At 62.9% G+C, this 20,784-nt stretch carries 16 protein-coding genes; 15 read left to right on the forward strand and 1 reads right to left on the reverse strand.

Translation table 11 applies throughout. From position 1 onward, the window contains the following. The first annotated feature begins 15 nt into the window (after nt 1–15). The 13 genes from NCS28_RS01390 (at nt 16) to NCS28_RS01450 (ending at nt 15,963) form a co-directional block, all read left to right on the forward strand. A complete protein-coding gene (locus NCS28_RS01390; protein ID WP_502801134.1) occupies nt 16–687 on the forward strand; it encodes a ubiquinone biosynthesis accessory factor UbiJ in 672 nt (223 codons plus the stop codon). A gap of 22 nt (nt 688–709) precedes the next feature. Then, nucleotides 710–2,281 carry a ubiquinone biosynthesis regulatory protein kinase UbiB gene (gene ubiB, locus NCS28_RS01395; protein ID WP_250512090.1) on the forward strand — a complete coding sequence of 524 codons (1,572 nt, stop codon included), beginning with the start codon at nt 710–712 and terminating at the stop codon, nt 2,279–2,281. Nucleotides 2,282–2,292: 11 nt separating this feature from the next. Continuing rightward, on the forward strand, nt 2,293–2,919 hold the full coding sequence (locus tag NCS28_RS01400) for a methyltransferase domain-containing protein (protein WP_250512091.1): 627 nt from the start codon (nt 2,293–2,295) through the stop codon (nt 2,917–2,919). 142 nt (nt 2,920–3,061) lie between these two features. After that, nucleotides 3,062–3,415 carry an FmdB family zinc ribbon protein gene (locus NCS28_RS01405; protein ID WP_250512092.1) on the forward strand — a complete coding sequence of 118 codons (354 nt, stop codon included), beginning with the start codon at nt 3,062–3,064 and terminating at the stop codon, nt 3,413–3,415. A 135-nt stretch (nt 3,416–3,550) separates the two neighbouring features. Next, nucleotides 3,551–4,213, forward strand: a complete 663-nt coding sequence (locus tag NCS28_RS01410) for a DUF502 domain-containing protein (protein ID WP_035497641.1) — start codon at nt 3,551–3,553, stop codon at nt 4,211–4,213. Between the two features lie 93 nt (nt 4,214–4,306). Then, nucleotides 4,307–6,109: an aspartate--tRNA ligase gene (aspS, locus tag NCS28_RS01415; RefSeq protein ID WP_250512093.1), complete on the forward strand. Its 1,803-nt coding sequence runs from the start codon at nt 4,307–4,309 to the stop codon at nt 6,107–6,109. A gap of 109 nt (nt 6,110–6,218) precedes the next feature. After that, on the forward strand, nt 6,219–6,695 hold the full coding sequence (gene nudB / locus NCS28_RS01420) for a dihydroneopterin triphosphate diphosphatase (RefSeq protein WP_250512094.1): 477 nt from the start codon (nt 6,219–6,221) through the stop codon (nt 6,693–6,695). Then, nucleotides 6,692–7,981, forward strand: a complete 1,290-nt coding sequence (locus NCS28_RS01425; protein WP_250512095.1) for a phospholipase D-like domain-containing protein — start codon at nt 6,692–6,694, stop codon at nt 7,979–7,981. The genes nudB and NCS28_RS01425 overlap by 4 nt, the downstream gene beginning before the upstream one ends. 271 nt (nt 7,982–8,252) lie before the next feature. After that, nucleotides 8,253–8,927, forward strand: coding sequence for a TetR/AcrR family transcriptional regulator (locus NCS28_RS01430; protein WP_250512150.1), 675 nt, complete (start codon nt 8,253–8,255; stop codon nt 8,925–8,927). Between the two features lie 69 nt (nt 8,928–8,996). Then, nucleotides 8,997–10,784, forward strand: coding sequence for an acyl-CoA dehydrogenase C-terminal domain-containing protein (locus tag NCS28_RS01435; RefSeq protein ID WP_250512096.1), 1,788 nt, complete (start codon nt 8,997–8,999; stop codon nt 10,782–10,784). Between the two features lie 718 nt (nt 10,785–11,502). Then, a complete protein-coding gene (locus NCS28_RS01440; RefSeq protein WP_250512097.1) occupies nt 11,503–13,932 on the forward strand; it encodes a 3-hydroxyacyl-CoA dehydrogenase/enoyl-CoA hydratase family protein in 2,430 nt (809 codons plus the stop codon). 14 nt (nt 13,933–13,946) lie between these two features. Beyond that, on the forward strand, nt 13,947–15,143 hold the full coding sequence (locus tag NCS28_RS01445; RefSeq protein ID WP_250512098.1) for an acetyl-CoA C-acyltransferase: 1,197 nt from the start codon (nt 13,947–13,949) through the stop codon (nt 15,141–15,143). A 55-nt stretch (nt 15,144–15,198) separates the two neighbouring features. Further along, entirely contained in the window at nt 15,199–15,963 is a 765-nt protein-coding gene (locus tag NCS28_RS01450) for an enoyl-CoA hydratase (RefSeq protein ID WP_250512099.1), read from the forward strand. Nucleotides 15,964–15,969: 6 nt separating this feature from the next. Here the strand turns inward: NCS28_RS01450 and fdhD are convergent, their stop codons facing one another. Further along, nucleotides 15,970–16,797, reverse strand: coding sequence for a formate dehydrogenase accessory sulfurtransferase FdhD (fdhD, locus tag NCS28_RS01455; protein ID WP_250512100.1), 828 nt, complete (start codon nt 16,795–16,797; stop codon nt 15,970–15,972). 190 nt (nt 16,798–16,987) lie between these two features. Here fdhD and NCS28_RS01460 point away from each other — a divergent pair, with 190 nt between their 5' ends. Both NCS28_RS01460 and NCS28_RS01465 read left to right on the forward strand, forming a co-directional pair. Then, the gene (locus NCS28_RS01460) at nt 16,988–17,467 is read left to right on the forward strand and encodes a nitrate reductase associated protein (RefSeq protein ID WP_250512101.1); all 480 of its coding nucleotides are present in this window, start codon (nt 16,988–16,990) and stop codon (nt 17,465–17,467) included. A 197-nt stretch (nt 17,468–17,664) separates the two neighbouring features. After that, complete coding sequence (locus NCS28_RS01465; protein WP_250512102.1) at nt 17,665–20,778, forward strand: sensor domain-containing protein; 3,114 nt, start codon at nt 17,665–17,667, stop codon at nt 20,776–20,778. The last annotated feature ends 6 nt before the right edge of the window (nt 20,779–20,784 follow it).

Below are 20,784 nucleotides of genomic sequence, written 5' to 3' on the forward strand. Positions count from 1 at the left end.
GCAGCAAATCCCGCGTTGAAGACCGTGTCCAGTGGATTCGCGGCCGCCGTGAATCATCTGCTCGTACGCGAGCCGTGGGCGCTCGAACGCCTCAAACCGTATGCCGGCAAGCGCGTGAAGCTGTCATGCACGCCGGTTTCGATCGCGCTCGTAGTGCAACCCGACGGCCTTTTCGCGGCAACCACCGACGCCGAGGCGGGCACGTTCGACGTGACCATCGCCGTGCCGCTCGATGCGCTGCCGGTGTATCTGCAAGGCGGTCAGGCGGCGGTGATGAAGCATGTCCGGATCGAAGGCGACGCCGAGTTCGCGACGACCCTCGCAAAACTAGCGGAACATCTGCGCTGGGATCCCGAAGAAGACCTCGCGCGCGTAATCGGCGACGCGCCCGCGCATCGCGTTGGGCTCGTCGCGCGGGCGGTGCAGGAGCAGGCGCAGCGCACCGGGCGCAATCTGCTGGACACGTTCACCGAGTATTTCCTCGACGAGCGCCCGCAACTCGTGCGCAAAAGCGCGCTCGACGCGTTCAATGCCGAGCTTTCGAAAACGCGCGATGCCCTTGCACGCGTCGAGAAGCGCATCGAAAGAATCGAGCAACAGGCGAAACAACGAACCGAACAACCACGGCCGGCGAGCGGCGCCTCAGCGCGACCCGGGGGCGAGTCAGTGCGCGACTCGCACGAATAACGAGCTGAAGCACATTCGAACCATGCGTTTTCTGCGTTTTCTCAAGATTTTTTTCACGATCGTCCGCTTCGGGCTCGATGAACTGGTGATGAGCGGCATCGACGATCGTCGCGTGCGCTTTCTCATGCGCATCACGACCTTCGGCCGCCGGTTCGAGATCGAGCGGGGCATCCGTCTGCGGCTCGCGCTGGAAAGTCTCGGGCCCATTTTCGTGAAGTTCGGGCAGGTGCTGTCGACGCGGCGCGATCTTTTGCCCGTCGATGTCGCCAACGAACTCGCCAAGCTGCAGGATCAGGTGCCGCCGTTCGATTCGGCGGTGGCGGTGTCGATCATCGAAAAGTCGCTCGGCGCGCCTATCGACGAATTGTTCGACGATTTCGAGCGCGTGCCGGTGGCGAGCGCGTCGATCGCGCAGGTGCATTTCGCGAAGATCAGGCACGGCGAGCACGCGGGCAAGGCCGTCGCGGTGAAGGTGCTGCGCCCTGGCATGCTCCCCGTGATCGACTCGGACCTCGCGTTGCTGCGCGATGTCGCGACATGGGCCGAGCGACTGTGGGCGGACGGGCGTCGTCTGAAGCCGCGCGAAGTCGTCGCCGAATTCGACAAATATCTGCACGACGAGCTCGACCTGATGCGCGAGGCCGCCAACGGCAGCCAGTTGCGCCGAAACTTCCAGGGGCTCGATCTGCTGCTCGTGCCGGAAATGTATTGGGATCTCTCGGCGCCCACGGTGCTCGTCATGGAGCGCATGGTCGGCGTGCCGATCAGCCAGGTGGAGACCTTGCGCGCGGCCGGCGTCGATATTCCGAAGCTCGCGCGCGAAGGCGTCGAGATTTTCTTCACGCAAGTGTTTCGCGACGGCTTCTTTCACGCCGACATGCACCCCGGCAACATTCAGGTGAGCCTCGATCCGGCGACGTTCGGGCGGTATATCGCGCTCGACTTCGGCATCGTCGGGGCGCTGTCGGACTTCGACAAGAACTACCTAGCCCAGAACTTCCTTGCGTTCTTCAAGCGCGACTATCACCGGGTCGCGACGCTGCATCTGGAATCCGGCTGGGTACCGCCGAGCACGCGCGTCGAGGAGCTGGAAAGCGCGATTCGCGCGGTTTGCGAGCCGTATTTCGATCGCGCGCTGAAAGACATTTCGCTCGGGCAAGTGTTGATGCGCCTCTTCTCGACGTCGCGCCGCTTCAACGTCGAAATTCAGCCGCAACTCGTGCTGTTGCAAAAGACGATGCTCAACGTCGAAGGGCTGGGGCGTTCCCTCGACCCCGAGCTCGATTTGTGGAAGACGGCCAAGCCGTATCTGGAACGCTGGATGAACGAGCAGATCGGCTGGCGCGGCTGGTACGAGCGCCTGCAGATGGAAGCGCCGCAGTGGAGCAAGACCATTCCGCAGTTGCCGCGGCTGATTCATCACATTCTGGCGGAGCACCACGACGCGCCGAGGACCGGCAGCGACGAACTCATGCGGATGCTTCTCGCCGAGCAGAAGCGCACGAACCGCCTGCTCGTGACGCTGCTCGTCGCGGAGCTCGTCGCGATGGCGGGCGCGGGTGTCGTCGTCGCGCAGTTCTGGCTTCATCCCTGAACATCGACATCATGAGCGATCCGGCGACTCCCGACGTTCCCGATTTCCAGAACCGCGATCCGAATTCGCCGGGTTTCTGGGATGAACGCTTCGACCGGCAGTTCACGCCATGGGATCAGGCCGGCGTACCGGAGATGTTCAAGACTTTCGTCGCGTCGCTGAATCAGCAGAAGGTGCTGAACGTACTGATCCCAGGCTGCGGCAGCGCGTACGAAGCGCTTTATCTGGCCGAACGAGGCTGGCCGGTGCGCGCGATCGACTTCTCGCCGGGCGCGGTCGAGGCGGCGCGTGCGCAACTCGGCGCGCATGGGGATGTCGTCGAAGAGGCGGACTTTTTCGCCTATGCGCCGCCGTTTTCGCCTGATTGGATCTACGAACGGGCCTTTCTCTGCGCGTTGCCAAAAAACCGCTGGCAGGACTACGCCACGCGGATGGCGGCGTTGCTCAAACCGGGCGCGCTGCTCGCCGGCTTCTTTTTTATCGGTTCGACGCCCAAAGGGCCGCCGTTCGGCATTGATCGCGGCGAACTGGACGCGCTGCTGTCGCCGCACTTCGAATTGATCGACGACCACGATGTGAACGGCTCGATTCCCGTATTCGCCGGCCGCGAACGCTGGATGACCTGGCGACGAATCTGAACCGCCCGGCTTGAAATCCGCCGACGGCGCCCCGATATATCGCGCCATCGCTCCTGCGCCCGTCGTCCTGAATTGCGGGGCAAGTTTGCGGCTATAATTCAAGGCTTTGCAAGCGTCGACAGATCATTGTAGGAAGAGTGCCATGCCGATTTACGCGTACCGCTGCGCACACTGCGGCCACGAAAAAGACGTGCTTCAGAAAATGAGCGATGCGCCGCTCACGCAATGTCCAGCCTGCGGAAAGGACACTTTCTCGAAGCAGGTGACCGCCGCCGGATTCCAGTTAAAAGGCTCGGGCTGGTATGTCACCGATTTCCGCAGCGGCAACAACGGCGCAAAGGGCAACGCGGCCAACGCGCCGGCGGCGAAATCGGACGACGCTTCTTCGTCCGGCTCGGGCAACTCGAATTCGGGCGACGCGGCGCCGGCAAGCACGTCGTCGTCGGATGCCGCCAAGCCTGCGGCGGGCGCGTCCGCATCGTCGGACGCCGCCTGAAGCGCCGAGCGGCCAGCGCGTCTGGCCAAATATCGCGCAGATGACCTCGCCGACCGCGCGCAATTGGGCGCGGCTCGCCTGCCAAGCCGAATCCTCGACACAGTCGGGAACCGGCGCAGCCTCCGCCCCGTGTAAATGACGACGAAAAAGACTACGCTGAAATCCGTGTTCCTCACCGGCCTGCTCGTGCTGGTGCCGCTCGCGATCACCTTGTGGGTGCTGGGCCTCGTCATCGGGACGATGGATCAGACGCTTCTACTTCTGCCGGAATCGTGGCAGCCAGAGCGCGTCGTCGGCTTCCATCTGCCGGGCGTGGGCGCGGTGCTGACGATCGCATTCATTTTCATCGTCGGGCTGTTGACGCAGAACTTCGTCGGCCAGAAGCTAGTGAAATGGTGGGACGCCATCCTGCGCCATATTCCGGTGGTCGGTCCGTTGTACACGAGCGTGAAACAAGTATCGGACACGTTGCTCTCGTCGAGCGGCAACGCGTTCCGCAAGGCGCTCTTGATCGAATATCCGCGCAAGGGCTCGTATACCATTGGCTTTCTGACGGGCATTCCGGGCGGCGACGTGCTGAATCATCTCGACGAAGAGCACGTCAGCGTCTACGTGCCGACGACGCCGAACCCGACGTCCGGCTTCTTCCTCATGATGCCGAAAAGCGAAGTCGTCGAACTGGACATGACCGTCGACGCGGCACTGAAGTACATCGTCTCGATGGGCGTGGTGGCTCCCGCCCCGAGCGCGCCGGCACCGGTCGCGCCCGCCCGCCGCCCCACCGAGCCGCCGATGTAATGCCGGCGCGCGCGAACCTGGAGTCCGCCGACGAAAGAGCGAGACCCGAACGCGCGAGCCGTTGATCAACGAACAACGAAAGACACAAACATCATGTCGATGCGATCTGAATACTGCGGTCTGGTGACCGAGGCCCGCCTGGGCCAAACCGTTTCGCTGTGCGGCTGGGTGCATCGCCGCCGCGACCACGGTGGCGTTATCTTCATCGACTTGCGCGATCGCGAAGGGCTCGTCCAGGTCGTCTGCGATCCGGACCGCGCCGAAATGTTCACGGTGGCCGAAGGCGTGCGCAACGAGTTCTGCGTGCAGGTGAAAGGCGTCGTGCGCGAACGTCCCGAAGGCACGGTCAACGCGAACCTCACGAGCGGCAAGATCGAAGTGCTGTGCCATGAGCTGACCGTCCTGAACGCATCGGTGACGCCGCCGTTCCAGCTCGACGACGACAACCTGTCGGAGACCACGCGCCTCACGCATCGCGTGCTCGACCTGCGCCGTCCGCAGATGCAGAAAAACCTGCGCCTGCGCTATCGCGTCGCGATGGAAGTGCGCAAGTATCTCGATGCGCAGGGCTTCATCGACATCGAAACGCCGATGCTGACCAAGAGCACGCCCGAAGGCGCGCGCGATTACCTCGTGCCCTCGCGCGTGAACGCGGGCCAGTTCTTCGCGCTGCCGCAATCGCCGCAGTTGTTCAAACAGTTGCTGATGGTCGCGAACTTCGACCGTTACTACCAGATCACCAAGTGCTTCCGCGACGAAGATCTGCGCGCAGACCGTCAGCCGGAATTCACGCAGATCGACTGCGAAACCTCGTTCCTGAACGAACAGGAAATCCGCGATCTGTTCGAAGAGATGATCCGCCACGTCTTCAAGGAGACGATGGACGTCGCGCTGCCCGGGAAATTTCCGGTCATGCTGTACTCGGAAGCAATGCGCCGCTTCGGTTCGGACAAGCCCGACCTGCGCGTGAAGCTCGAATTCGCCGACCTGACGGACGCCGTGAAGGATGTCGACTTCAAGGTGTTCAGCATGCCGGCGAACTCGAAGGACGGCCGCGTGGCTGCGCTGCGCGTGCCGAAGGGGGGCGAGCTGTCGCGCGGCGATATCGACGGCTACACGGAATTTGTGCGCATCTACGGCGCGAAGGGCCTCGCGTGGATCAAGGTCAACGACAAGAGCCGCGGCCGCGACGGTCTGCAAAGCCCGATCGTCAAGAACCTGCATGACGCGGCGCTCGCGGCGATCATGGAGCGCACGGCGGCGCAAGACGGCGACATCATTTTCTTCGCGGCGGATCGCGCGAAAGTAGTGAACGACAGCCTCGGCGCGCTGCGTCTGAAGATCGGCCATTCGGAATTCGGCAAGTCCACCGGCCTGCTCGAAACCGGCTGGAAGCCGCTGTGGGTCATCGACTTCCCGATGTTCGAGTACGACGAGGAAGAGAACCGCTACGTGGCCGCGCATCACCCGTTCACGAGCCCGAAGGACGAGCACCTCGAATACCTCGAAACCGATCCGGGCCGCTGCCTCGCGAAGGCATACGACATGGTGCTGAACGGCTGGGAAATCGGCGGCGGTTCGGTGCGTATCTTCCAGGAAGACGTGCAGAGCAAGGTGTTCCGCGCCCTGAAGATCGGTGCGGAAGAAGCGCGCCTGAAGTTCGGCTTCCTGCTCGACGCGCTTCAGTACGGCGCGCCGCCGCACGGCGGCATCGCGTTCGGTCTGGATCGCATCGTCACGTTGATGTCGGGCGCCGATTCGATCCGCGACACGATCGCGTTCCCGAAGACGCAGCGCGCGCAAGATCTGCTCACGCAGGCGCCGAGCGAAGTGGACGAGCGCCAGTTGCGCGAGCTGCACATTCGTCTGCGTCAACCGGAGCAGAAGGCGCACTAAGCAGCTTTCGTTTTTGATGTGATGAAAAAGGCGCCGAGTGCGCCTTTTTCATTTTTTGCGTTACAGTCTTTGGGCACATACACATAATGAAACGCGCGTTCATAAAGACATGCAGAAGCCGCCCAAAATCCCCGAATCCGTGCTCGTCGTCATTCATACGCCGGAACTCGATGTGCTCATCATCGAACGTGCGGATCACAAGGGTTTCTGGCAATCGGTGACGGGCTCGAAAGATCGCATCGACGAACCGCTCATCGAGACCGCCGCGCGCGAGGTGCAGGAAGAGACGGGCATCGTGCTCGGTAGTGCGTTCGTGCCCGAGAACGCGCTGCTCGACTGGCATCACAGCATTCAGTACGAAATCTATCCGCAATGGCGGCATCGTTACGCGGAGGGTGTCGTTCACAACACCGAACACCAGTTCAGCCTCTGCGTGCCGCATTGTCTCGAAGTGACACTCGCGCCGCGCGAACACACCGCACACTTGTGGCTGCCTTTGCGCGAGGCCGCCGACCGATGCTTCTCGTGGTCGAACCGGGAAGCCATTCTGCAATTGCCCGAGCGCCTCGCGGCGCATAGCCGATGATCGGACTGCGTCCGCGGCGCAGTTTCAAGCGGCTGCGCCAGGCGCTGTTCTCGGGCCGTCGACCGCTGCGCCTTTGCTTCACGTCCGGCAATCACGTTCGGCTCTTCAAGTGCGGGGTGGAATTCTTCCCCGCCTTGATCGAGCGGATCGACAACGCGCGCAAGTCGGTGTCGCTGGAAACCTATATCTTCGCCAACGACGACATCGGCCGCGCCGTCTCCGATGCGCTCGTGCGCGCCGCCGAACGCGGCGTAACGGTGCGTGTGATCACGGACGGCGTCGGCACGGAAAGCAATTTACCGATGTTCAAGCTCTGGCAGGAGCGCGGCGTCGAGCATCGCATCTACAACCCGCATCTGCTGTTCGGGCCGCTCGGCTTCTCGCGCACGCATCGCAAACTCGCGTTGATCGACGAGACCTATGCGTTTTGCGGCGGCATCAATATCGTCGACGACTACGAGCAGAACGGCGCGCGCCTCGAACGGCCGCGCTGGGATTTCGCGATGGAGGCGCAAGGCCCCGTCGTGAAGGACGTCATAGAAGCGTTCGACCTTCAATGGCAGCGCATTCGGCTCGGCGTGAAGCCGCGGCAGCCGTCGCAGCCGGGTTGCGAAGAGCAGGAAAGCGATCGCACGCCCGGCCGATGGAACGCCCGCCGCGCGATGCTGGCGCGCCGGCGCGCGCGTCTCGGCGAGATTCACGCGGTGGATCAGCCATGCATTGCGTTCGTCGCGCGCGACAATCTGCTCAATCGGCGCGCGATCGAGAAAGCTTATCTCCGGGCAATCGCTCACGCGGAGAGCGAAGTGTTGCTCGCCAATCCTTACTTCATGCCGGGGCGCAAGTTGAGGCGCGCGCTCGTCAACGCGGCCGAGCGCGGCGTGCGTGTGTCGCTCGTGATCGGCCGTAAGGAATTCGTGGCTCTGGATTATGCGACGCCGTTTCTCTACGGCAATCTGCTGAAGCACGGCGTGAGGATCGCGGAGTACGAGAAGACGATGCTGCACGGCAAAGTCGCGGTCGTGGACGCGGACTGGGCGACCATCGGCTCATCGAACCTCGACGCGCTGTCGCTCGTGCTCAACAACGAGGCCAATATGGTGCTCGTGAATCATCCCGAAATCGCCGGATTGCACGACGCCATTCTTCAGGCGTTTGACGAAGGCCGCCCGATCGATGAAAAACACTATGAGGCGCGGCCTGTTACGGAGCGGACGCTTAATTGGCTCGCGTACAACACTTACCGCGTCATGATGAAAATGATCACCATTGGTCAGTACGATTAACTGCTATTTCGCAGTGATTGCGCAAAAATACTGGTCTACAAGCAACGACAAATAAAGCTTCCCACGAATCGGGAACCCGGGCAGTCACTTACAGGCAGTCCGTACATAAAACGCGACAATGGGCGCGGGCATTGTTGAGATTTATCCTATAGACGATGCTTGGCATTTTAGAAACGCGTATCTAAAAATTTGCTTGTATCACCAGCGTTCGGCCACAATAATAGAACGGCCGTTCGATTTTTACGGGTCACATAAGAACGGTAGGGACATCATGCGAAAAGGCGAACAGACGCGGGCCGCGATTCTCGACGCAGCGCTGGAGTTGGCAAGTCGGGATGGGCTGGAAGGGCTGACGATCGGCCTACTGGCCGAGCGGATGCAAATGAGCAAGAGCGGTGTGTTTGCGCATTTCGGGTCGCGAGAGGATTTGCAGGTGGAGGTGGTGCGCGAGTACCACCGGCGCTTCGAAGACGAAGTGTTCTTCCCGAGTCTGCGCGAGGCGCGCGGCCTGCCGCGATTGCGCGCAATGATGAATCGCTGGATGGAGAAACGCATCCAGGAAGTGACCACGGGTTGTATCTACATCAGCGGAGCGGTGGAGTACGACGACCGCGCCGCGAGCGCCGTGCGCGAGCAGCTCGTGCACAGCGTGAGTATGTGGCGGGAAGCATTGTTGCGCGCAATCCGCCAGTCGAAGGACGAAGGGCATCTGAAGCCGGAGACGGATCCGCATCTGATGCTATTCGAGCTGTACAGCTTTACGCTCGGCCTGCATCACGACGCGCGCTTCCTGCATCTGCCGGAAGCCGTGCAACTGACGCGGGACGCGCTGGACAAGACGATCGTGTCGTACCAGGCGTCGAATGCGGGAGCCGGAACGGGCGTCCCTCAGCCGACTGCGAATGCGGCCACGAACCTGACATCGCAACACACCGACAGCCGTTAGCGGCGCCGTTCGAATCGAGAAGTGGTTCGGCGGCGCGCAACCAGAAGCTTGAAGAAACTGGAGAGATTCATGGGACAGTACGCCGCCCCCCTTCGCGACATGCAGTTCGTGCTGCACGAAGTGCTCAACGTGGAAGCTGAATTGAAGAGCATGCCGAAGCATGCCGACCTGGACGCCGACACCATCAATCAGGTGCTCGAGGAAGCCGGCAAGTTCTGCTCCGAGGTCGTGTTCCCGCTCAACCAGAGCGGCGATCGCGAAGGCTGCACTTACGAGGGCGACGGCGTCGTGAAGACGCCAGCCGGCTTCAAGGAAGCTTATCGTCAGTACATCGATGCGGGCTGGCCCGCGCTCGGGTGCGATCCCGAGTACGGCGGACAGGGCTTGCCCGCGTTCGTGAACAACGCGCTTTACGAAATGCTCAACTCGGCGAATCAGGCCTGGACGATGTATCCCGGTCTCTCGCACGGCGCGTACGAATGCCTGCACGCGCACGGCACGCCGGAGCAGAAGTCGACCTATCTGTCGAAACTCGTATCGGGCGAATGGACCGGCACGATGTGCCTGACCGAACCGCATTGCGGAACGGATCTCGGCATCCTGCGCACGAAGGCCGAGCCGAACTCCGACGGCTCGCATGCGCTCACCGGCACGAAGATCTTCATCTCGAGCGGCGAGCACGACATGGCCGAGAACATCGTGCATCTGGTGCTCGCGCGTCTGCCGGGCGCGCCGATGGGCACCAAGGGCATCTCGCTTTTCATCGTGCCGAAGTTCGTGCCGGATGCGAGCGGCGCGATCGGTGAGCGCAATGGCATCAAATGCGGCTCGATCGAGCACAAGATGGGCATCCACGGCAACGCGACCTGCGTGATGAATCTCGACGGCGCGAAGGGCTGGCTCGTCGGCGAAGCGAACAAGGGCTTGAACGCGATGTTCGTGATGATGAACGCGGCGCGTCTGGGTGTCGGCATGCAGGGTCTCGGCCTGACCGAGGTCGCGTACCAGAACTCGCTCGTGTATGCGAAAGAGCGCCTGCAGATGCGCTCGCTCGCCGGCCCGAAGGCGCCGGAGAAGCCGGCCGATCCGATCATCGTGCACCCGGACGTGCGTCGCATGCTGCTCACGCAGAAGGCCTATGCCGAAGCGGGCCGCGCGTTCACGTACTGGGCGGCGCTCAACATCGACAAGGAACTCTCGCACGCGGACGAATCCGTGCGTCGCGAGGCCGCCGATTTCGTCGCGCTGCTCACGCCGGTCATCAAGGCCTTCCTGACGGACAACGCGTTCGAAGGCACCAATATGGCGATGCAGATTTACGGCGGGCACGGCTTCATCTCCGAATGGGGCATGGAGCAGTACGTCCGCGATGCACGCATCAACATGATCTACGAAGGCACGAATTCGATTCAGGCGCTCGACCTGCTCGGCCGCAAGATTCTCGGCGACATGGGCGCGAAGCTGAAGCGCTTCGGCAAGCTCGTTGCGGATTTCGTCGAGCAGGAAGGTGTGAAGCCGGAGATGCAGGAGTTCATCAATCCGCTCGCGGATATCGGCGACAAGGTGCAGAAGCTCACGATGGAGATCGGCATGAAGGCCATGCAGAACCCTGACGAGGTCGGCGCTGCGGCCGTGCCGTATTTGCGGACTGTCGGGCATCTGGTGTTTTCGTATTTCTGGGCGCGGATGGCGCGGGTTGCTTTGGACAATGCCGATTCCGGCGATGACTTTTACAAGGCCAAGCTGGCCACGGCGCGGTTTTACTTTGCCAAGCTGCTGCCTGAGACCGCTTCGACGATTCGTGCCGCTCGTGCCGGAGCCAAGCCGATGATGGATTACGACGAAGCGCTTTTCTGATTTTTTTTGGGCTTTCGCGGATCCCGTTAGCTCGTCGGTTTACTAGCGTTGCCCCTATGCGGGGCGGCAGTCACTTTCTTTGCTGCTGCAAAGAAAGTAACCAAAGAAAGCAGCTCGTTCAGGCCCGCGGTCACACGCAGTTTGGCCATGCTTGCCAGCCGTCGCTGGTCCTCGCCTAAGTGTCGCCCTCAAAGGCATATCCGGGCTTGGATCGCGCACGGTCTGACGAGCCAGTCGTTTGAGCGCGCTGGTTCAGCACGAAATAGCACCGGCACAGCGCTACGCGCTGCCGCCGGGTCTGCAAGGGAAACCAACGGAATACATGTGCAGTGCTTTGAGATGGCGGTATGAGTAAAGAAGCGCACGCAGACCCGATTGACCGGTCGGCCGCGAAGCGGGCCGGAGCCGTTTGGTGCTGAACCAGTTCGTTGTGCGGCGCGATGTGGCAGACCGTGCGCGGTCCAAGCCCTTATCTGCTTGTGAGGGCACTCGCTACAGCCGGGCCATTAGGTCAATCGCCTGTGCCGCGGCCGGTGTGAAGTGCTTAGGCTGGGGATAGCTGTTTCTTTGGTTACTTTCTTTGCAGCAGCAAAGAAAGTGACTGCCGCCCCGCACAGGGGCAGTGCCAAATAGACCGACACGAAATCAGGATTTCACGAACAAAAGCAACAAAAGCAACAAAAGCAACCGAACAACCCAAACCCGGAGTGACAAACCTGTGAGCACCCTGAACATCAAGAAAGTCGCCGTGCTCGGCGCGGGCGTGATGGGCGCGCAAATTGCCGCGCATCTGATCAACGCCCGCGTCCCGGTCCTGCTCTTCGATCTTCCCGCGAAGGAAGGCCCGAAAAACGGCATCGCGCTGAAGGCCATCGAGAATTTGAAGAAGCTGTCGCCCGCGCCGTTCGGCGTGAAGGACGACGCGCAATACATCGAGCCCGCAAACTACGACGACGATATCGCGAAGCTCGCCGAATGCGACCTCGTGATCGAGGCCATCGCCGAGCGTATGGACTGGAAGCACGATCTCTACAAGAAGGTGTCGCCGCATCTCGCGCCGCACGCGATCTTCGCGAGCAACACGTCGGGCCTGTCGATCACGGCGTTGTCGGACGGCTTCTCCGATGAACTGAAGTCGCGCTTTTGCGGTGTGCACTTCTTCAATCCGCCGCGCTACATGCATCTGGTCGAGCTGATTCCGACCGCATCCACGAAGCCCGAAATTCTCGATCAGCTCGAAACCTTCCTGACGAGCGTGATCGGCAAGGGCGTCGTGCGCGCGAAGGATACGCCGAACTTCATCGCGAACCGCGTCGGCGTGTTTTCGATTCTCGCGGTGATCGCCGAAGCGGAGAAGTTCGGCCTGCGCTTCGACGAAGTCGACGACCTCACCGGCGCGCGCCTCGGCCGCGCGAAGTCCGCGACGTTCCGCACAGCGGATGTCGTCGGTCTCGACACGATGGCGCACGTCATCAAGACGATGCAGGACAACCTGCCCGACGATCCCTTCTTCTCCGTCTACAAGACGCCGCCGGTGCTCGAAGCACTGGTGAAGAACGGCGCGCTCGGCCAGAAAACGGGCGCGGGTTTCTATCGCAAGGAAGGGCGCGCGATCAAGGTGCTCGACCCGAAGACGGCTTCCTATGTCGATGGCGGCGCGAAGGCCGACGAGCTCATCGGCCGCATCCTGAAGCGTCCGCCCGCCGAGCGCTTCAAGCTCTTGCGCGAGACGGACAATAAGCAGGCGCAATTCCTGTGGGCGATTTTCCGCGACGTGTTCCATTACATCGCGGTGCATCTCGAATCGATCGCGGACAACGCGCGCGATGTCGATCTCGCGATCCGCTGGGGCTTCGGCTGGAATCAGGGGCCGTTCGAAAGCTGGCAGGCGGCGGGCTGGCAGCAAGTCGCGAAGTGGGTGCAGGAAGATATCGATGCAGGCAAGGCGCTTTCGAACGCGCCGCTGCCCGCGTGGGTGCTCGACGGTCCCGTCGCCGAGAAGAACGGCGTGCACACGAACGAAGGCTCGTGGTCGCCGAAGTCGAAGCGCTTCGAGCCGCGCTCGACACTGCCCGTCTATGAGAAGCAAGTGTTCCGCGCGCCGCTCGAAGGCGTGACGGGCGCCGATCCGAAGGCGTTCGGCAAGACGCTGTTCGAAACCGAAAGCGTGCGCGCGTGGCTCGATCGTGACGACGGCGATGTCGTCATCGTCTCGTTCAAGACGAAGATGAACACCATCGGCCCGGGCGTGATCGACGGCCTCACGCAAGCCATCGAGCTCGCGGAAAAGGAATATCGCGGCGTGGTGATCTGGCAGCCGACGTCGCTGCAACTCGGCGCGCCGGGCGGTCCGTTCTCGGCGGGCGCGAATCTCGAAGAAGCGATGCCCGCGTTCATGATGGGCGGCGCCAAAGGCATCGATCCATTCGTGAAGAAGTTCCAGCAAGGCATGCTGCGCGTGAAGTACGCGAACGTGCCGGTCGTGTCGGCGGTGTCGGGCATCGCGCTTGGCGGCGGGTGCGAACTGCTGTTGCATTCGGCCAAGCGTGTCGCGCATGTCGAGAGCTATATCGGTCTCGTGGAAGTGGGCGTCGGCCTGGTGCCGGCGGGCGGCGGTCTGAAGGAAGCCGCGTTGCGCGCGGCGGAAGCGGCAAGCGCAGTCAATGCGACGACCGATCTGCTCAAGTTCCTGCAGAAGTCCTTCGAAAACGCGGCGATGGCGAAAGTCTCGTCGTCCGCATTCGATGCCCGCGCGATGGGCTATCTGAAGCCGTCCGACACGATCGTGTTCAACGTGCACGAGTTGCTCGACATCGCGAAGAACGAGGCGCGCGCGCTGAGCGCATCGGGTTATCGGCCGCCGTTGCGCGTGAAGCAGGTGCCGGTGGCGGGGCGCTCGGCGATCTCGACGATCAAGGCGTCGCTCGTGAACATGCGCGACGGGCGTTTCATCAGCGACCACGACTATCTGATCGCGAGCCGTATCGCGGAAGCGGTGTGCGGCGGCGATGTCGAAGCAGGCAGTCTCGTCGACGAAGAATGGCTGCTGGCGCTCGAACGCCGCGCGTTCGTCGAACTGCTCGGCACGCAGAAGACGCAAGAGCGAATCATGGGCATGTTGCAGACCGGCAAGCCGGTTCGCAATTAATCGCGGAGCAATCAATGAGCAAACAACTTCAAGACGCATACATCGTCGCCGCGAGCCGCACGCCGATCGGCAAGGCGCCGCGTGGCGTGTTCAAGAACACGCGCCCGGACGAACTGTTGGTGCACGCGATCAAAGCGGCGGTCGGGCAAGTGCCGGGACTCGACACGAGCGTGATCGAGGACGCGATCGTCGGCTGTGCGATTCCGGAAGCCGAGCAAGGGCTGAACGTCGCGCGCATGGGCGCGTTGCTGGCGGGCTTGCCGAACACGGTCGGCGGCGTGACGGTGAACCGCTTCTGCGCGTCGGGCCTGACCGCGCTCGCGATGGCGGCGGACCGCATCCGTGTCGGTGAAGCCGAGGCGATGATCGCAGGCGGGTGCGAATCGATGAGCATGGTGCCAATGATGGGCAACAAGCCGTCGCTGTCGCCGCATATCTTCGATCGCAACGAAGATGTGGGCATCGCGTACGGCATGGGCCTGACGGCGGAGAAGGTCGCCGAACGCTGGAAGGTGAGCCGCGAGGCGCAGGACGCGTTCGCGGTGGAGTCGCATCGCCGCGCGCTGGCCGCGCAGCAGGCGGGCGAATTCGCGGATGAAATCGCCGCCTACACGCTGAACGAGCGCTTTCCGGATCTCGCGTCGGGCGAAGTGCGCACGAACAATCGCGAGATCGGGCTCGATGAAGGCCCGCGCGAAACAAACCTGGAAGGGCTGGCGAAGCTGCGTCCCGTGTTCGCGAACAAGGGCTCGGTCACGGCGGGAAACAGTTCGCAGACGTCGGACGGCGCAGGCGCGCTGATCGTCGTGTCGGAAAAGATCCTGAAGCAGTTCAACCTCACGCCGCTCGCGCGCTTCGTGAGCTTCGCGGTGCGTGGCGTGCCGCCGGAGATCATGGGCATCGGGCCGAAGGAAGCGATTCCTGCCGCGTTGAAGGCGGCGGGGCTTAAGCAGGACGACATCGACTGGATCGAGCTGAACGAAGCCTTCGCGGCGCAGGCGCTCGCGGTGATCGGCGACCTCGGTCTCGACCCGTCGAAGGTCAACCCCCTCGGCGGCGCGATCGCGCTCGGCCATCCGCTCGGCGCGACGGGCGCGATCCGCGCATCGACGGTCGTGCACGGTCTGCGCCGTCGCAACCTGAAGTACGGCATGGTGACGATGTGCGTCGGCACCGGCATGGGCGCGGCGGGCATCATCGAGCGTCTTTGATCGCGAATGGTCCGCGAGCGTCGCCGCTCGCGGACCGACATGAAGGAGACAGCGGATGGAAATTCAGATCGAACGCGCGGACGGCGTACTGAGCATCGTGCTCAATCGTCCGGAGAAGAAGAACGCGATCACCGCGGCGATGTACCAGGAAATGGCCGACGGCCTCTACGAAGCAGAGATGGACCCGACCGTGCGGGCGGTGCTGATTCGCGCGGTCGGCAGCACGTTCAGCGCGGGCAACGATCTCGAAGATTTTCTGAACGATCCGCCCAAGGGCCTCGATGCGCCCGTGTTCCAGTTCCTGCGGCGCATCAGCGGCTTTCCGAAGCCGATCGTGGCGGCGGTCGCGGGCACGGCGGTGGGCATCGGCACGACCATGCTCCTGCATTGCGACATCGTCTACGCAAGCACGAACGCGAAGTTCTCGCTGCCGTTCTCGCAACTCGGACTGTGTCCCGAAGCGGCGTCGAGTCTTCTGCTGCCGCGCACGGCGGGTTATCAGCGCGCGGCGGAAAAGCTCCTGCTCGGCGAAGCGTTCGACGTGAACGAAGCGATCGGCATGGGCTTCGTGAACGGCGCGATCGATGCAGCCGAGCTCGACACCTACGCGTTCGACAAAGCGAAGCGGCTCGCGATGCTGCCGGCATCGTCGCTGCGCGTGACCAAGTCGTTGATGAAGGGCGCGCAAACGCATGAAGTGAGCGCGCGCATGGAAGACGAAGCGGCGCACTTCGCGCGGATGCTGATCGCGCCCGAAGCACGCGAGGCGTTTCAGGCGTTCTTCGAGAAACGCAAGCCGAACTTCAGCCAGTTCGAATAAGCCGCTTCACTCGACGTCGTATTCGACGAAGCTGTTCTCGCGCGCGAAGCTGACGAGCCGCAAGCCCGCCTGCTTCGCGATCGAGATGGCGAGGGACGTGGGCGCGGAGATCGTCGCGACCATCGGAATGCCGACGCGTGCCGATTTGCGCACGAGTTCATAGCTCGCCCGGCTCGACAGAAACACGAAGCCTTGCGTCGTGTTCTCGCGCTCGAGGATCAACTGGCCGATGAGCTTGTCGAGCGCGTTATGCCGCCCGACATCTTCGAACGCATAGCGCACGGCGCCGGTTTCGTCGCACCACGCGGCGGCGTGCAGGCCGCCCGTGAGCTTCGTCAACTGCTGATGCGCGGGCAGTTCGCGTGCGGCGCGCTCGATCGCATCGGGCGCGAGGCGCGCGAGAAAGCCGGTGTCCGGCACCTGTTCGGGCTGAAGATCGAGTAACTCGATACTTTCGATGCCGCACACGCCGCAGCCCGTGCGTCCGGCGAGCGCGCGGCGCTTGTCCTTGAGCGTTGCGAAAGCTTGCTGCACGACCTGAAGATGCACTTCGGCATGCGGCAACGCGACGCCGTCATCGCGGAAATAGACCTCGATGTCGTGAATGTCGCTGCCACGCTCGACGATGCCCTCCGTCAGCGAAAAGCCCACGGCGAAGGCTTCGAGATCGCGCGGCGTGCACATCATCACCGCGTGCGAGATGCCGTTGAACACGAGCGCGACCGGCCATTCCTGACCGACGTTGTCCGCGGCGACCGCGCTCTTGTTCCTGCGATGCCTGCGCACCTGGCGCTCGACGAAGCCCGGTTGGTCGTCGGTTTCGAGTTGGTTCACTTCAATGCTCCTGACCGCTCACTTCGAGTAAAGTCGGGTATGTGACTTGCTGCCTATCGTTGCTGTTCGCACGCATCGCGCCGCGAACAGCGGCTAGAGTGCAATGGTTCCAGCCAGATCCAAGGCCCTACAATAACTTAAGCGAGCGATGCGCGTCGCGCATCTCCGCTCAATCCAACGAGGCTTCGCTATGGGACTCTACGACGCCGCCCGTCTCTTCGGATTCGAAGTCGAATCCTCTGACAATCTGCGTTTCATCCCGCTCGCGGTGCGCTTCAATCTCGACCGCTTCGGCATGCGCATCACGCTCGATCAATGGCAGCAGCTTCCTTACGACGATCGCGCGCTGCTTGCACGTTTTCCCGTCGAGGACGATGCCGAACTCGAGAAGAACTTCGACCTCGCGCTCGAAGAGATGATGAAGACGCACGCGAACGCCGCGCCGGAAAAGATCGACCGCGATCCGGATCCGGTGTGGATGCATGCCGATGCCGTGCCCGAAACCGTCATCCGGCAAAGCAGCCTTTCCGGCGTGAGCGCGCCGAGTCTGGATCGCTGGGGCAAGCTCGACCGTTTTCAGCGTTACGCGCTCGCGAAACTCTCGCGCAACACCGACAAGGTCAATCACGACTTCCTGCCCGCGATGAAGGAATTCGGCCTGGTCGAGTGAGGGCCGGGCGCGCAAACGTTAAGCGAGCGCTTTAATCGGATTATTTTCGGGCGAACCCTAAATCCGGGGCGAGCGGTGCCGTTATTGGGCGTTAACCACTAATCGCGGCGTGTACGTGTGGCACGCCGCGCATTCGCGTGGACGCGCGTCCGCTCGATGCGCATCCGACGCGCATCCAAGGATCAAGCCCGCCGCTCATGACCCGATTCCTCACCAGAGGTTTGCTCGTCAACATTGCCGTGGTACTGGCCGCGCTCGGCGCGAATGCGTTCGTCGCTTGCGAGCGCATCGGCGGTTTGCGCGAAAGCGATGCGCACACGCTCCGCTCGATGAGCCTCCTGCGCGATCTCGCCGCCTGGCGCGCCACGCTCGGCGAATCGCTCACGCAACTGAGCCGCTTCGAAGCGACCGGCATCGCCGAAACCGACGTGCGCCATCAGGAGCGCGAGGCGCATCTCGACGCGCTCGAAAGCGGGCTGCGCGCGCAGATCGCAATGGAGCCGGGCATGACGGGCGCATTCGACGCGCTCGCCGCGCGCGCCGCCGAGATGCGCCGCACTGCCGATCGCGCGTTCGAGCGCGCGAAGCACGCCGGTCCCGGCGAATCCCGCGCATGGGCCGACGCCGCGTTCGTCACGCTGGGCGAAGATAAGCAGAGCGTCGACGAGGAACTCGACTTCGTGCGCTCGCGCATCGATAACGCGACCATCGTCGCGCTCGATCAGTCCGCGCAGGCATCGAGCGGCGCGATGCTGCTGCTCGTCTTCACGATGCTCGCCGGCAGCGCCGTGCTGATCTGGCTGTTCGCGAGCCACGAGCGGCAATCGCGCGAGAAGCTCGGCGTCGTGCGCGCGAGACAGCGCAGCAATGAGCGCTTTCGCGGCATGTTCGAGGCGCATCCGGTGCCGATGTGGATCGTCGATAGCGAGACGATGCGCTTCGTCGCCGTGAATCAGGCCGCGATCGAGCACTTCGGTTTCAACGAGCCGGAATTCATGAACATGACGCTGCGCGATCTGCATCACGCGGACGACTTCGACCGATTCGCCGCACGGCTCGCGCGCAGCGGCGGCGAAATCGGCGAGCGCGCCGCGTCGGGGCAGGGGGCGGCGGGCGTGTGGCGCTATCGATGCAAGGACGGCGCGATCGTCGGCGCGGATGTCTCGCATCACTCGCTCACGTATTCGAATCGTCCGGGCATCTTCATGCTGGCGAACGACGTGACCGACCGCATCAACGCGGAAGCCGAGGCGCGCAGGTCGAACGAGATGCTCGAAGCGGTCCTCGACAACATTCCGCAGCGCGTGTTCTGGAAGGACAGCGACCTGCGCTATCTCGGCTGCAACAACGCGTTCGCGCGCGATGCGGGCCTCGCCTACAACGAGCAGGTCATCGGCAAGACGGATTTCGAGCTGCCGTGGAGCGCGTTCGCGGATGTGGTGCGCGCGGACGACGAAGAGGTCATCGTCACGACGGTGCCGAAGATGCACTACGAGCGCGACATCGTGATGGGCGATCAGCTGCGCACCGTGGTCACGAGCAAGCTGCCTTTGCTCGACGGCGAAGGGCAGACGATCGGCGTGCTCGGCTCGTATCACGACGTCACCGATCGCAAGCGCGCCGATCTCGCGCTGCGCCTGCAAAGCCGCGCGCTCGACGCGAGCGTGAACGCGATTCTGATCACGGGCGTCGTGGACGGCGCGAACGTGATCGAGTACGCGAATCCGGCGTTCAAGCGCATCACGGGCTACGATCCGAGTGAAGTGATCGGGCAGGATTGCCGCTTCCTGCACGGCTCCGACGGCGATCAGGACGGCCTCTCCTCCATCCGCCGCGCGCTCGACGCGAACATGGAGGCGAGCGTCGTGGTGCGCAACTATCGCAAGGACGGCGCGCTCTTCTGGAATCAGCTCTTCGTCGCGCCGGTGCCGGATGCGCAGGGCATGACGACGCATCACATCGGCATCATCAACGACGTGACCGATCTGATGCGCTATCAGGAAGAGCTCGAATATCAGGCGAATTACGACACGCTCACGCGCCTGCCGAACCGCAATCTGCTGCGCGACCGCTTGCAGCACGCGATCGAGACGGCGCGGCGGCGCGAGACGAAGATCGCCGTCGTCTTCATGGATCTCGACGGCTTCAAGAACGTCAACGATAGTCTCGGTCATAGCGTTGGCGACCGCCTGCTCGCGGTGATCGCGGAGCGGCTTGCGCGTTCGGCGCGATCGAGCGATACGGTCGCACGTCACGGCGGCGACGAGTTCGTGGTCGTGCTGCCCGATCTCACCGACGAAGCCGGGCTGATCGCGTGGATGGAGCGCACGCGCGCGGCGATTTCGGAGCCAGTCTGGCTCGACGACACCGAGCTTTATGTGGGCTGCAGCATGGGCGCGAGCCTTTATCCGCAAGACGGCGACGACGCCGAAAGCGTGATGAAGAAGGCCGACCTCGCGATGTATCGGGCGAAGGACATGGGCCGCAATACGTATCAGTTCTATCAGCCGGAGATGAATGCGAGCGTCGGCGCGCGCATGAATCTCGAACGGCGCTTGCGGCGCGCGCTGCGCGACGGCGAGTTCCTGCTGCACTATCAGCCGCAGGTGGACATGACGACGCGCGCGATCGTCGGCATCGAGGCGCTCGTGCGCTGGAGCGATCCGGAGCAGGGGCTCGTGTCGCCGGCGTCGTTCATTCCGGTCGCGGAAGAGAGCGGGTTGATCGGGCCGCTGTCGGAGTGGGTGTTGCGCGAAGCGTGCCGGCAGAACAAAGCGTGGCAGGATGCCGGGCTGCCGCCGGCGCGTGTCTCGGTGAATCTGTCGGCGCGGCATTTTCAGCAACGCGACATCGCGCGGCTCGTGACATCCGTGCTCGAAGAGACCGGGCTGGAGCCGCGCTATCTCGAACTCGAACTCACGGAAAGCGCGATCATGCGCAACGCCGAGGAAGCGATCACGATGCTTTCGGAGCTATCGGCGCTCGGCATCGGCATTGCGATCGACGACTTCGGCACCGGATATTCGAGCCTGTCGTATCTGAAGCGCTTTCCGGTGCACCGGTTGAAGATCGATCGCTCGTTCGTCGCGGATATCGGCTCGTCGGGCGACGACGAAACGATCACATCGGCGATCATTGCGCTCGCGCATTCGCTGGAGTTGCAGGTGATCGCGGAAGGTGTTGAAACGCACGCGCAGCACGACTTCCTGCGCGAGCGCGATTGCGACGAAATGCAGGGCTATCTGTTCTCGCGCCCGATGCCGCACGAAGCGATTCCGGGCTTGTTGCAGCAGGGCGTGCTGCCCCACTGAGCGCGT

The sequence above is a fragment of the Caballeronia sp. INDeC2 genome (assembly GCF_023631325.1).
In the GTDB taxonomy this organism is placed as follows: Bacteria; Pseudomonadota; Gammaproteobacteria; order Burkholderiales; family Burkholderiaceae; genus Caballeronia.

Coding starts and splice junctions, on each gene's coding strand:
- ubiB (WP_250512090.1), top strand. CDS start 710: ATGCGTTTTCTGCGTTTTCTCAAGATTTTTTTCACGATCGTCCGCTTC.
- NCS28_RS01400 (WP_250512091.1), top strand. CDS start 2,293: ATGAGCGATCCGGCGACTCCCGACGTTCCCGATTTCCAGAACCGCGAT.
- NCS28_RS01405 (WP_250512092.1), top strand. CDS start 3,062: ATGCCGATTTACGCGTACCGCTGCGCACACTGCGGCCACGAAAAAGAC.
- NCS28_RS01410 (WP_035497641.1), top strand. CDS start 3,551: ATGACGACGAAAAAGACTACGCTGAAATCCGTGTTCCTCACCGGCCTG.
- aspS (WP_250512093.1), top strand. CDS start 4,307: ATGTCGATGCGATCTGAATACTGCGGTCTGGTGACCGAGGCCCGCCTG.
- nudB (WP_250512094.1), top strand. CDS start 6,219: ATGCAGAAGCCGCCCAAAATCCCCGAATCCGTGCTCGTCGTCATTCAT.
- NCS28_RS01425 (WP_250512095.1), top strand. CDS start 6,692: ATGATCGGACTGCGTCCGCGGCGCAGTTTCAAGCGGCTGCGCCAGGCG.
- NCS28_RS01430 (WP_250512150.1), top strand. CDS start 8,253: ATGCGAAAAGGCGAACAGACGCGGGCCGCGATTCTCGACGCAGCGCTG.
- NCS28_RS01435 (WP_250512096.1), top strand. CDS start 8,997: ATGGGACAGTACGCCGCCCCCCTTCGCGACATGCAGTTCGTGCTGCAC.
- NCS28_RS01445 (WP_250512098.1), top strand. CDS start 13,947: ATGAGCAAACAACTTCAAGACGCATACATCGTCGCCGCGAGCCGCACG.
- NCS28_RS01450 (WP_250512099.1), top strand. CDS start 15,199: ATGGAAATTCAGATCGAACGCGCGGACGGCGTACTGAGCATCGTGCTC.
- NCS28_RS01460 (WP_250512101.1), top strand. CDS start 16,988: ATGGGACTCTACGACGCCGCCCGTCTCTTCGGATTCGAAGTCGAATCC.
- NCS28_RS01465 (WP_250512102.1), top strand. CDS start 17,665: ATGACCCGATTCCTCACCAGAGGTTTGCTCGTCAACATTGCCGTGGTA.